Consider the following 14,369-nt stretch of genomic DNA (forward strand, 5'->3'; position numbering starts at 1 on the left):
CTAATTAAAACATGGAGAAAGTGAAGGAAGATATACTGGAGTATAAAAAAGTAAAAGAGCAAATTAAGGAGAAGCTTTCAAGGGCGGAAGATTTCCATGATAATCAGAATTTGCTGGAGCTTGGGCTAGATTCATTACAAATTATGCGTTTGGCAAATATATGGAGAAGGGCCGGCGCCAAGGTTTCCTTTGCAAAATTAATTGAAGAGCCGACTTTAGCCAGTTGGTGTATATTACTGAATAACTTGAAATCAGAGCAGGAAGCTAAGGTTACTGATTATTTTACACAACCACCGGACGAAGGAGTACTCTTTCCACTTACAGATGTGCAATATAGTTACTGGGTAGGAAGAAGCGAGGGTCAGCCCTTGGGAGGAGTGGGCTGCCATGCTTATTTAGAGTTTGACGGTCATGGTGTGGACTCTGACCGTTTAGGGCAAGCATGGGAAAAATTAACAGCCCATCATCCTATGCTGAGAAGCAGATTTTTAGAAAATGGAGAGCAGGTGATAGATAAGATTTCAAAGACTTATCCTATTTTAGTACATGATTTTAGAAATATGAGGGTAAGTGATATTGAGCCTGAATTGGAAAAACTGCGTAATAAGCTTTCACATAGATGCTTAGATGTAAAAAACGGGCAAGTAATCGGATTAGAGCTTAGTCTTCTGCCGGAGAACAAGACGAGATTGTTTTTTGATGTAGATTTATTGGTGGCGGATGTACAAAGCTTGCAGATTTTATTAAGAGACTTATCAACTGCATATAATAGCCGAGAGTTACCCGATTCATCAAAAAACTGGAATTTCAAAAAATACTTGGAATCACAGAAGGAAGAAAATAAAAAGTCAATTGAAGCAGCTGAAATTTATTGGACAGAAAGAATTCCAAAGCTACCTTCTGCACCGGAATTGCCCCTTTGCAAAAAGCCAGAGCAAATAAAAAAACCATGGTTTAAAAGAAGAACCTTGTGGCTTGATAAGGAGGAATGGAGCTTAATTCAAAATAATGCGGCAGCATATCAGGTTACTCCCGCTATGGCACTGTTAACTGCATATGCAAAGGTACTTGAACGTTGGAGTGCCAATTCTCACTTCTTAATTAATATTCCCCTTTTTAACAGAAAAACAGAAGTTATGGGAATAGAAGACGTTGTAGCAGACTTCACAGATTTACTTTTATTGGAAATAAATATGGAAGAGGAAAAACCTTTCATTACTTCACTTAGGGAAATCCAGTCTCAATTTTACAGAGATGTGGCTCATGGGGCTTATTCCGGTGTACAAGTACAAAGGGAACTGACAAAATATCATGGTGAAAGACATAATTTTGCACCTATTGTTTTTGCGTGTAATTTAGGAACTCCCTTGATTAACAAAGAGTTTGAAGAGAGTTTAGGCGCTTTTAGCTACATGGTTTCCCAAACTCCACAGGTTTATATAGATTTTCAGACCTATGAATGGGAAAATGGCTTGATGCTTATTTGGGATTCTGTAGACGAGTTATTTTCTGAGCATTTGTTGGAGGATATGTTTGAAGGCTTTGAGTCTTTAATTAAGAGCTTGATACACAGGGCTTCTTGGGAGGAGACAAGGGAATTACTTACAAACTGTCAGTTGCAACGCAGAGAAGAGGCTTTTAATATACCGATTATAGAAAACACACAATGCCTTCATACCGGATTTTTTATACAGGCATTAAAAAATCCCAACAATATTGCCTTGATAGACAGCGGGTCAAATAAAGAGCTTACATATGGAGAACTTGCTGAAAAAGCACTGTCCGTTGCAGCTTATTTGACGGAACATGGCATTAAAGACGGTGAAACGGTTGCAGTTACATTGCCCAGAGGTATAAATCAAGTAATAGCAATTATTGGAATACTGGCGGCAGGAAATTGCTATGTTCCCGTCAGCCTGGGTCAACCCCATAGCAGAAGAGTGTTAATTCACAATAAACTGGATATTACCTATATAATTACTGATACAGAAAATAAGCACCTGCTCCAATGGTCCGAGGACAGCAATTTAATGCAAATGGAAGAACTCCTTTCTTATAAGCCTTTGAATAATTGTATAAAAACCTCACCTGAACAAAGCGCATATATAATACTGACCTCCGGTACCACGGGAGAACCAAAGGGAGTAGAAATAAGTCACGCCAGCGCATGGAATACCATTTCAGATATTAATAATAAATATGAGGTGGGATGCAAGGATAGAGTACTTGCGGTATCTGCACTGGATTTTGATTTATCTGTATTTGATGTGTTCGGGCTTCTTGGGGCAGGGGGTGCTGTGGTACTGCTTCCAGAGGAAGAACAAAAAAATCCTTCTTATTGGTTGAAGCAACTGGAAAGATATAAAGTTACAATGTGGAATTCAGTTCCCGTTCTTTTTGATATGTTGTTGATTTCAGCCAAGAGTGAAGCTATAGGACTTTTGCCCTTGCGGTTGGTATTGCTTTCAGGAGACTGGATTGGGTTAGAACTCCCTGAAAGAATGGAGCAATATACAAAGAATTGCAGAATGGTAGCTATGGGAGGGGCAACGGAGGCTTCTATCTGGTCAAACTATTTTGATATAACCTTGCCAATACCTTCATCATGGGTATCAATCCCATACGGAAAAGCTTTATTACATCAGTCTTACAGGATTATTGACAAGAAAGGGCGAGACTGCCCGGATTGGGTGGAAGGTGAGCTGTGGATTGGCGGAGGTGGTGTTGCAAAAGGGTATAGAGGTGATTATCAGCTTACGCAAGAGCGTTTTGTTACGGATGGAGGTATTCGCTGGTATAAAACAGGCGATATGGGCAGGTTTTGGCCTGACGGAACAATTGAGTTTCTGGGGCGCAGAGACTTTCAGGTGAAAATCAGAGGACATCGTATTGAGCTGGAGGAAATCGAGACAGCGATAAAGCAGCATCCTGCCGTTCATAGTGCCGTAGTGGTTGCTGTAGGAGAGACACAAGGAACTAAATATCTAAAAGGATATTTGGTGCCCGATAGAGAGAAAAGGTCTTTATTATTTGAGAAAATCGGAAGCAGCACTTCAGGTAATACCTTATGGAAATCAATTCAACAGATACCTGTAGCAGTAGGGAGAGGTACGGAAAAAGTAAATATCAATGCTCTATACAGTGATATAGACAATCTTGCGGCACAAACAATGCTCAATATATTAACACATTTAGGAGCATGGAGGTGGGAGGGAGAAAGTCACAGCTTCAATTCTTTTTTTGACAAATTTAATATTGAACTCAGGTATAAAACCTTCCTTGAAAGCTGGCTGGATGCTTTAGTTACCGCAAAGCTAATCAGAATAGAAAACCGGCAGTACTTTTCTAATGTCAATAAGGAAACCTTTATGAAGCCCATGGATAATTCCGGCTGGTATAGTGAGATAGTTACGGTTACACAATATTTGAATGATTTGGAACACTATGGAGCAAAAATGCTGACAGGGAAAATCAGTCCTTTAGAGGTGTTTTATTCAAAACATATTCCGTTATCATTAACCGGGTTGACTGAAATATTACCCGGCAATATTGCAAATTCCGAAACTCTGGAAAGAGTGATAAAGGAAGTAATAAAAACAGGAGCAAAAGATAAGCCAGTAAAGGTATTGGAATTTGGGACAAGAAATATATCAGCAACAAAAATCCTTCTCAATTACTTGTATGGAGAAGCAGTCAGCTATACCTATGCCGACACCTCAAAATTTTTCTTGGAGGAAGCAGAAAATAGTTTATCAGATTATAAAGCAATTCAATATACTGTTGCAGACTTTAATAAGGACATTTCAGAACATGGATTATCAGAGCATTCCTTTGACTGTGTCATAGCAATTAATTCACTGCATCGAACAAAAAATCTGGATGATACCTTAATGAGAATATCAAAGCTGTTAGCACCAAACGGAATAGCTATTATTTCTGAAATGACTATAAACAGCTCTCTTCATCAGGTGACAGCAGGATTTTTGGAAGATGGCTTTACACATTTTGAAGATGAAAGAAGGCAGGAAAGAGTACCCTTTATATCTACTGAACAATGGCTTGAAAAGCTGAATAAAGGACACTTCAAAAATGTAGCTCTTTTTCCGGAAGCACAGAAGGAGAGGACTCACGGACTGCTGTTGGTGGCACAAGTCAGCAATGAGGCAGAAAGGTTTGCTCCTTGGAAACTGGAAAAATACTTGCAGGATAAGCTGCCTGAATATATGATTCCAAAAACATATGAGTTATTAACTGAAATGCCTTCAACAATGAATGGAAAGATAGATAGAAAGGCTCTGGCAGTACAGGAAAAATCAAGACAACATAAAAAGAATACGACAAAACCAACAACAGAAATACAAAGAAAAGTATCGGATTTTTGGAGTCAGATATTTTCAATAGAAGAAATTGATTTATATGATAATTATTTTGAACTGGGTGGCGATTCTTTAATCGCAACAAAGCTTGCAGCCATGCTTCGTGAGGAGTTTAAAATTGATATTTCTTTGGGAACCGTATTTAATAAGCCAACTGTATTCAAATTGGCAGAAGCCATTGAAAGCAGCTTAAAGGAAGCTAAAGACTTGAAACCTGTTGAAAGTTTGTTGCCGGATATTATTCCAAATCCCCAAGATACCTACCTTCCCTTTCCACTTACAGACGTTCAATATGCGTATTGGATTGGCAGAAGCGGTATATATGAACTGGGTGGAGTTGCCACACATTGCTATTTTGAACTTGAGGGACAAAACCTTGAAATGGATAGGTTAAATCAGTCTTTAAATAAGCTAATTAAATACCATGCTATGATGAGGGTTGTTATTCTTTCAGACGGAAGACAACAGATATTAGAAGATGTACCTCAGTATACAATTCAGGTAATGGATATAACCAAGGAAACAGGCAAGGTTGCAAGCATGTACATGGAAAAGTTGCGGGAGCATATGTCCCATCAGGTGTTATCAACAGAGAACTGGCCGCTTTTTGAGATTAAAGCAACCTGCTTTGAAGAAAATAAGGTACGTTTACATATAAGCTTTGATAACCTGATTTTTGACGGCTGGAGTATGTTCCATCTTTTAAGTGAATGGGCAAAATTATATAAGGACAGTGATAAGCTGCTTCCGGATTTACAACTGACCTTTCGTGATTATGTTTTAGGACTTGAGAATATAAAAAGCACCGAATTATATGAGAACTCAAAAAAATATTGGCAAGAACGTATTGAAACCTTGCCTTGTGCACCCGAACTGCCTTTGGCAAAGAATGCCGGAGAAATAGCAGAACAAAGATTCCACCGCCGTTCTTACAAATTGGAAAAGTCAGCTTGGGACAGCTTGAAAATTAAAGCAAAGGAATATGGCATAACACCCTCTGTTTTATTGATTTCTGCCTATGCGGAAACCTTGCGGCGCTGGAGCAAAAATTCAACTTTTAGTATTAATTTAACACAGTTCAGCAGAATTCCAATGCATAAAGAAGTTTATCAAGTGGTGGGTGATTTTACTACTCTAACCTTATTGGAGATTAATTCAGAAGGCTGTAATAATTTCCTTGAGAGGACTCAAAAACTCCAGAAGCAATTGCTGTCCGACCTTGATAATTCATATTTCAATGGAATAGAGGTGCAAAGGGAATTAGCAAAAAATAATGGTGGTACCAGAGTAGGTATGCCTGTGGTATTTACAAGCGGATTGGGTATAGACCAGTGGAATGAAGGGGAATGGCTTGGAAAGCTTGTCTATAACATCTCCCAGACACCACAGGTTTGGTTGGATCATCAAGTGGTGGAACAGGACGGAGCACTTTGCTTGTTCTGGGATTCAGTGGACGAGTTGTTTTATGAAGGAATGCTTGATGAAATGTTTGAAGCATATAGCAGCCTTGTTGAAAAGCTGGCAACAGAGGAGCAGCTTTGGACGGCTGCTGTAAAAAGCTGCATAGACATAAAAATATCAGATAAGAGAATCAAAGCAAATCAGACAGACTATGACATATCAAATGAGACCTTGGACAGCTTATTGCTCAAGTCTGCTGAAAAATTTCCTGAAAAAACTGCTGTAATTTCAGAAGCAAAATCTCTGAGTTATTCAGAATTAGTAAGATACGCCTCTATAGCGGCAGGTTGGCTGAAAAAGCAGAAAGCCAAAGGTACCAAGGTGGCAATTGTAATGGAAAAGGGCTGGGAGCAAATAGTAGCAGTATATGCAGCCCTATTTGCAGAAGCTGTCTATGTCCCCATTGATGCTGATAATCCCATAGAAAGAATTAAACAACTCTTAAATAACGCAGAAGCGAATATAATTCTCAGCCAATCCCGGATATTAGAAAAGCATCCGTCACTGCTGGGTAACAAATGCATGGCAATAGATACTATGGAAGAAACAAGCAACGTTGAAGTTATAAGGAAGTCCAGTAACAGACCGGATTCAATAGCTTATATTATTTATACTTCCGGCTCGACGGGTACTCCAAAGGGGGTTGTAATAGACCATAGGGGAGCCGTTAATACCATTCTTGATATAAACAGACGCTTTGCCATAGATAGTACGGATACAATTTTAGCACTTTCAAATCTCAATTTTGACCTTTCTGTTTATGATATATTCGGAGTTCTGGCAGTTGGCGGTACAGTGGTACTTCCAAACCCGGAGAAAGTTAAAGAACCCTCTCATTGGGTGGAGTTAATAAATAGAGAAAAAGTAACAGTTTGGAATACTGTTCCAATGTTTATGCAAATGCTGGTTGAGTTTATTGACAATCGAAGGCTTGTTGCAGAACAATCTTTGAGAGTTGTACTGCTGAGCGGTGATTGGATTCCCCTTGAGCTTCCGAATAAAATCAAAAAATGCTTCGCAAATGGAAAAGTTATTTGTCTTGGAGGAGCAACAGAAGCATCTATATGGTCAAACTATTTTGAAGTTAAGGAGCTTGAAGCTGATTGGAAAAGCATCCCTTATGGCTGGCCTTTAAGTAATCAGAAATATTATGTACTAAATGATGCCATGGAGGACTGTCCTACATGGGCAGTAGGAAAGCTTTATATTGGGGGAATGGGAGTAGCAAAAGAGTATTTAAATGATAGGGCAAAAACTGAGGAGAAATTTCCAAAGCATCCGGTAACAGGTGAGAGACTATATTGTACTGATGATTTAGGACGATATAAATCAGACGGCTCTATTGAGTTTCTGGGAAGAGAAGATTTTCAGGTGAAAATCAGCGGATATAGAATTGAGTTGGGAGAAATTGAGGCGGCAGCAAAAGAATATACCGGAATAAAAGAAGCCATTGCTACCACTGTGGTTAATTCTGACAAAAGCTTGAGATTAGTGCTTTTTGTCACATTGAACAGTGAGGGTAATACATCATATAAAGAGGAGGAATTGATTTCTTTACTTAGAGATAAAATCCCGAGTTATATGATACCGGCTTTAATTATTGAGACAGCTTCTATTCCTTTGACAAGTAACGGAAAGGTTGACGGTGCAAAGCTCAAAGCATTGGCAGCAGAAAAAATGGATAATAAAAATCCAACGAGTAAATTAATAATGCCCCAAACTGATTTCCAAAAAACCATATGGGAATTGTGGCGAAATATTTTGGACTGTGAAAGTCTGGGGATAGATGAAAGTTTTTTTGAATTAGGTGGAAATTCACTGCAAGTTATCCATCTGACCAATGACTTGAATGAAAAGTATAAAAAGGATGTAAGCATTGAAACAATTTTCCAAAATCCCACAGTCAGAACCTTGGCAGAGGCTATTCAAAAATCACTCGACTAAAATGAGGGCTTATAATGGAGAGAAAGTTACGTACGATTGTTTGCGGAAGTACCTTCGGACAGTTTTACCTTGAGGCACTGAAGCTGCAAGAAAATGAATTTGAGGTAGTAGGCTTGCTTGCAAAAGGCAGTGAACGCTCAAAAAAGTGTGCCTCAAACTATAATGTAAAACTATATTCAGAAGTTGATGAGCTTCCAGACGATATTGATTTGGCATGTGTGGTTCTAAGGTCAAGTGTTCTTGGGGGATGTGGCACAGACTTAACAATTAAGCTTATGGAGAGAGGGATTCATGTTATTCAGGAGCACCCTCTCCATCCTAAGGATTTGGAAAAATGTTATCGTCTGGCGAAAAAAAATAATGTATTTTTTCAGACAGGAAACTTATATGCCAATTTGCCCGAAGTAAAAAAATTTATTGAATGTGCAAAGGCTGTAAATCAAATCCAGAAGCCTGCCTACATTAATGCAGCTTTTGCCGCTCAGGTATCGTATCCTGCCGTTGAAATACTGATGTATGCAATGCCGTCCATACGTGATTGGGAGGTACATTGTGTTAATAAAGACAGTGGCCCCTTTCATATACTTACGGGCTTGCTTGGCTCAACTCCCGTTACGTTGGAAATACACAATGAAGTGTATCCCAAGGACCCTGATAACCATATGTATTTACTTCACAATATTGTTATTGTATACGAATGCGGAAGGCTTACTCTTGAGGATACCTTTGGCCCTACTCTCTGGAATCCCCGTTTGCACGTATCTGTAGATATGTATGAGCGTGGACAGTTACATGGTGAGTTCCCAGATTACATGCTTGAAAACACATCTGAAATACTGGGGGATTATGTACACCTGAGCTTTAAGGATACTCTTACAAAGCTCTGGCCAAAAGCAATACTTGAGGATTTAATGAGTATAAGAGAATGTATCTGCAAAGGAAAAAGCTCTGCCAAAAAAGCTCAGCAGGAAATACTGTGTGCAAAGCAATGGAGTGAAATTACCAAGAGCTTGGGCTATGCAGACATAATCAGTAATTGTGTCCACAATTCAGTACCGTCGGAGATGTTTAAGGAACTTGTATCAAAATATGGAGGATAATGTGATTAATGAAATACAAGATTTGCTGCAATTATGCAAAGACACCGGAATTACAATATGGGTAGAAAATAATAAATTGAAATACCGTGCTGAAAAGGACAAAATTGATAATGACTTATTAAAAAAGCTAAAAGAGGAAAAAGAAAATATAATACGACATTTGAAGGAGAATGATAACAAAACAGTTTTGGATGGTTTCAGACTGACACCAATACAAAATGCCTATCTGATAGGCCACTCCTCCGACTATGAGCTTGGCAATATAAACGCTCATTATTATACAGAATACAGCTGTAACAACATTGATGAAAAGAAGCTGCAGAGGTCAATCAATGAAGTCATAAAAAACAATGAAGCTCTGAGAACAGTAATACATCCATCAGGCGTCCAACAGGTAATTTCTGATGTACCTGAATTTGAGCTAAAGACAGTTAAGCTTGACAGTGAAGCAACATTAAATGAGGTTAGAAAAGCATGGTACCATCACAGGTACCAGTTGGGAAACTGGCCTATGTTTCATTTTCAGGTAAGCAAGAGAGACAATGACGCAGATATTTTACACTTTAGTTTTGACTGTATTATATTAGATGCCTGGAGCGCTCAAAAGCTGCTGTTTGATATATTTAAAATATACAAAGAAGAGACGGTATCGTGGCCCGCCTTTACCTTCAGAGAATATTTGCAGCAAGAAACAAGTTATTTAAAGGAAGATAAAAGTTGGGCTAAGGCGGAGGAATACTGGGAGGAGAAGTTAAAAATTATTCCCGAGTGTCCTAAGTTACCCTTCAAAAAGCAATTGAGTTTAATAGAAAAGCCACATTTCAATAGGATATCTTACAAATTTACTTTAAATGAAACCGAAAAGCTGTATGCAAAACTCAAAAAATATCAATTTACACCATCAGCATTGGTTTGCACCGTTTTTATGAAGGTATTGGCATATTTCAGCAGCAATAAGAACTTGACTGTAAACCTGACCCTGTTTAATCGCCTTCCTCTGAATAGGGAAATCTCAAAAGTACTTGGGGACTTTACCAATATTGGTCTCGCTTCGTATTTCCATAATGAGAATATACATTTTTTAGAGGAAGTTAAAATGATACAGCAGCAATTCTGGAAATTAATTCAATATAGGAACTATGACGGAACCAGATTACTGAAAAAGCTGTCTGCAAACAAGCTTGGAAAGGCTGTTATGCCTGTAGTATTTACAAGTATGCTGCAAGGTAAGCTTGAGTTTGACGAAGCTTCTGATTTCAGAGAAGTATATGCAATAAGCCAAACACCTCAGGTGGTATTGGACCATCAGGCAAGAGATGATAATGGAGGCTTGGCGTTATCCTGGGATTACGTTTCTGATGCCTTTGACTATGGAGAGCTTAAAAATATGTTTGAAATATATATTGAGCAAATAAAAGGACTGATAGAAAGCGACTGCTGGGATACGCCTGTATTTATCAAAGAAAACCGTGAACATTCATAAGTTGGAGGTATGAAGAAATGACAATAACCGATTTTCTTCCGGAATCGCAAAAAGAAATACGTGAGAGAATTAATGATACATATATTGATTTGGAATATAAGTGCTTACACGAGGAATTTTATGAAAATGCATTAAATAATAATACTTCAACAGCATTGATTTGGCGCCAAGACGGTAAAAGACATGAAATGTCCTATGGAGAATTAAAAGACAGTTCTTTGAAGGTAGCAAAAATGTTAATTTCTCAAGGAGTAAAAAAAGGAGATTTGGTTTCGGTAATTTTACCAAAAGGTATTGAGCAAATAATAGCGGTACTGGGGATTCTTTCTGCGGGTGCCGCCTATGTACCTGTGGGAATTAATCATCCTACAGAAAGAAAAAGGAAAATACTTGAATCGGGTAGGATACAATACATACTAACAAATAGAGATGAAAAAAAGAATTTGTCTCAAATTGAGGTTGTAAATCCTATAGCAATTGAGGACAGAGATAATTTTGAAAGCTTGGAATCACCTGTGCTAATGCCTGTAGAAGCAACCACTTATGTGATATTCACTTCAGGAACAACAGGAACGCCAAAGGGTGTAATTATTACTCACAAATCCGCCTACAACACCATCTATGACATAAATAGAAGATTTGAAATTTCAGATAAGGATTGCATTATTGCAGTATCCGAGTTGGATTTTGATTTGTCTGTATACGACATTTTTGGTTTGCTTAGCGCAGGTGGAAAGCTGGTAGTACTTAACGAAGAGAATAAGAAGGAAGCCTCGGAATGGAACAGGTTGGTACAGGACTATGGAGTTACCATATGGAATACTGTGCCTACGTTGTTTGATATGTTTTTAACAGCCAGTGAGTCGGAAGGTAAAAGCCTGCCATTTACAAAGGTTTTTCTTTCCGGTGACTGGATAAAAATAAATTTGTTTTCACGGCTAAAAGCTTTGAATGCTGATTGCAGATTCATTTCTCTTGGAGGAGCTACTGAGGCAGCAATATGGTCAAATTACTATGAAGTATTAGAGATAGAAGAAAACTGGAAATCAATTCCTTATGGAGCTCCCTTAAGCAATCAGTGCCTTCGTGTAGTGGACAAGAATGGTTTCGACTGTCCCGATTATGAAGGCGGAGAGCTATGGATAGGTGGATTGGGAGTTGCAGAAGGGTATTTAAACCAAGAAGCCTTAACAAAAGAGAAATTTTTAACAGAAGGCGGTACAAGGTGGTATAAAACAGGAGATATGGCCAGATATAGAAGTGACGGCGTACTTGAATTTTTAGGGCGAATGGATACTCAGGTAAAAATAAATGGCTTTAGAATTGAACTGGAAGAAATAGAAAAGGTATTAAATAAATATGATGGCATAAGTGAGGCAGTTATAGCACTTGCCGAAGATAATGGCAGTAAAAAGCTTGTGGCAGCAATAGTACCTGAGTTATACAAAAAAGAAAATGAGAACCAAAAGCAGCAAGTAATTCAGGAAGAGTATACGCACACTTTAGGGGATAACAAGCTAAAAGAACGTATTGAAACAGTGGAACGCTTTTTACTAAAAATCCTTGTGGCAGAGGATTTATTCATTAATGAGATTGATGAGAAAACAAGTAATGTAGTGAATATATGGACTGATTGGTTAATACAACGTGAAGTGTTTGAAAACCATGGAGATAAACTTATACAAGGAAAGAGATACAGTGAAGTACTTAGCAATGAAGAAGCAGAGCAAACAGAAGTTGGTGAACGATTATTTAAGCATATTGATTTATTTAAAGCAATTTTAAAGGGTGAAAAAGAAGTAGTTGTGCTTCTTGAATACGAGGATATTTTACCCGAAGCATTGGCAATGCAAGGAACTGAAACAATATTTTGTATTGAAAAAATTATTGAGGAAATAAAAAAGAAAGTAAATAGTAAGCAGCGGACAAAAGTTGCTGTTTTAGGAGCCAGAACCGGCATAGCAGCAGAGAGATTAATACATCGTTTGGGAGAAGGCATTGAAATTACCCTATTTGATACTTCGGCAGGAATGCTTTCGGCAGCTCAAAAAAGGCTGTGCAGTTACGGAAGACATATTGATTATGAATTAGTTACAGAAGGCTTTGTAAACAGGAAACACTTGTATGGTTATGATTTTGTTGTGGCTGTTAATACCTTACACCAATACCTAAATCCAATGCATGGAATATTGGAGGCTTCAATATTATTAACTACTAATGGAAGCTTATTAGCTGTTGAGTACGAGGATTTAGACCCTATGGCATTAGTTGTATCAACGCTGCTGGAAAATGGCTTTCCCGATTTTACAATGGGAAGAAGCAGAAAGAACAATCCTTTGTTGACAAAAGAAGAATGGCTAAAAGCGTTTTCTGTTTCAAAGTTTAGTGAAGTGTATGTCAGCACATTTTCAGATACGTCAGTAAAATATATTAATGCAAAAATGTTCGGTGAAAAAAACAATGTTTCTGAGGCTTTTATACAACAATATTTAAAGGAGCAGCTACCCCATTACATGGTGCCTGAAAAAGTTGAAGTATTACCGTGGCTTCCTTTAAGCCCCAATGGCAAGGTTGACAGGAAAAAAATCGCACAGCTTTTGAGTTCAAAAAAAGTCATTGAAAATACAGAGGTTTGCTATACGGGAATGGAAAAGGAAATAGCTGAAATATGGAGTGGCTTTTTCCGCTGTAACTGTATAGGAAGAGAACAAAGTTTTTTTGAACTTGGTGGGGACAGTTTACTGGCTACAAGATTTTTAACTGATATAAAGCAAAGCTATAAGATAGAAATCTCACTTAGGGATATGTTTAATAATCCAAAGCTTTGCCAAACAGCAGAGCTAATAAAGGATAAGCTCGAAGCAGTGTCCTCTATGGTGGAGGGAGAGTTATGATTGGTATCTTTGGCGGATATGGAGACATCGGATTAAACGCTGCTAAGCTGCTTTCAACGAGCCTAAAGGAAGAAATAAGAATTGGTGGAAGAAATGCAGATACGCTCCCCAAGGATATAAAAGAAGAATTTAAAAACACACATTGGGTTCAGGTAGACATAAATAATAACGAGAGTATAAAAGCATTTATTACAGGTTGCAGGATTATTGTAAATTGCACAGGTCAATCTGGCAGTGCTTCATTTAGTTTGGCGGAGTATGCCAAAAATATTAATTCTTCATATATAGATGTAGGGGCCAATGAGAAATTAAAGACACTTAAAAATATATCCGATGATGTCTCAATAATTTACGAAGCAGGAAGCATACCGGGACTGTCAAGAATAGTGCCGGGATATCTGGCAAAAGAATTTGATTCTGTAGAGGAATTGGAATTCTATTATGCAGCCTTGGGTAAATTTACTCCCACAGCTGCTAAAGAATATTTAGAGGGCTTATTTGATACAAGAAACAAACCTATGATGGAGTGGAAAAATGGAAAAGCTCAGCCCTATGATATCAATAATTCTGTTCTCAAGACCTTACCCTTCTCCAAGGAGGAGTTAAGAATACTTCCATACTTTGATAAAGAATCGGAGCTTATAGCAAAGGGATTAAACCTGAAGCAGGGACAGTGGTATATGAGTACAGCCGGTAATCAAACTATTAAGGTATTGGAAAAGGCAAGATTTAATTATTTACATAATACAAGTGATGTAATACAGAATTTATGTGCTGCTGCTCAAATTGATTGTCAAAGCAGGGAGCCATATGCCGGGTTTGTTATTCAGATGAAGGGATTAATTAATGGAGAGAGTACAACAAAAACACTTATTTTAAAATGTGACAGTCCTTCACAATTAACCGCCCTTGCTGTTGCCTCCACAGTGCTTGCTGTTTCAAAGGGATTATTCAAGTCAGGAGTGCAGGCCATGGGAGAATGCATGAAGGTGAAGGAGTATATAAAGCTTATGACAGAGCTGAATAAAGCTTTGACACTTGATATACAGACATCAGGCATTAATGAATTGTTTAAAGAAATAGAGGGGGAAATATAAATATTAATGGAGGA

The 14,369-nt window shown here is 38.1% G+C and carries 5 protein-coding genes; all 5 read left to right on the top strand.

Annotated features, from left to right (window positions below):
* Positions 1-11 precede the first annotated feature (11 nt).
* The 5 genes from P0092_RS11070 to P0092_RS11090 are packed head-to-tail and all read left to right on the top strand — an operon-like array spanning position 12 to position 14,355.
* A complete protein-coding gene (locus tag P0092_RS11070) occupies positions 12-7,781 on the top strand; it encodes a non-ribosomal peptide synthetase (protein WP_004619488.1) in 7,770 nt (2,589 codons plus the stop codon).
* A 14-nt stretch (positions 7,782-7,795) separates the two neighbouring features.
* The gene (locus P0092_RS11075; protein WP_004619486.1) at positions 7,796-8,881 is read left to right on the top strand and encodes a Gfo/Idh/MocA family oxidoreductase; all 1,086 of its coding nucleotides are present in this window, start codon (positions 7,796-7,798) and stop codon (positions 8,879-8,881) included.
* Between the two features lies 1 nt (position 8,882).
* Positions 8,883-10,364: a condensation domain-containing protein gene (locus P0092_RS11080; protein ID WP_004619483.1), complete on the top strand. Its 1,482-nt coding sequence runs from the start codon at positions 8,883-8,885 to the stop codon at positions 10,362-10,364.
* A gap of 17 nt (positions 10,365-10,381) precedes the next feature.
* Positions 10,382-13,258 carry an amino acid adenylation domain-containing protein gene (locus P0092_RS11085; RefSeq protein WP_004619482.1) on the top strand — a complete coding sequence of 959 codons (2,877 nt, stop codon included), beginning with the start codon at positions 10,382-10,384 and terminating at the stop codon, positions 13,256-13,258.
* Positions 13,255-14,355, top strand: a complete 1,101-nt coding sequence (locus P0092_RS11090) for a saccharopine dehydrogenase NADP-binding domain-containing protein (protein ID WP_004619479.1) — start codon at positions 13,255-13,257, stop codon at positions 14,353-14,355. The genes P0092_RS11085 and P0092_RS11090 overlap by 4 nt, the downstream gene beginning before the upstream one ends.
* Positions 14,356-14,369 lie beyond the last annotated feature (14 nt).

This window comes from Ruminiclostridium papyrosolvens DSM 2782, assembly GCF_029318685.1.
GTDB lineage: Bacteria > Bacillota > Clostridia > Acetivibrionales > DSM-1351 > Ruminiclostridium > Ruminiclostridium papyrosolvens.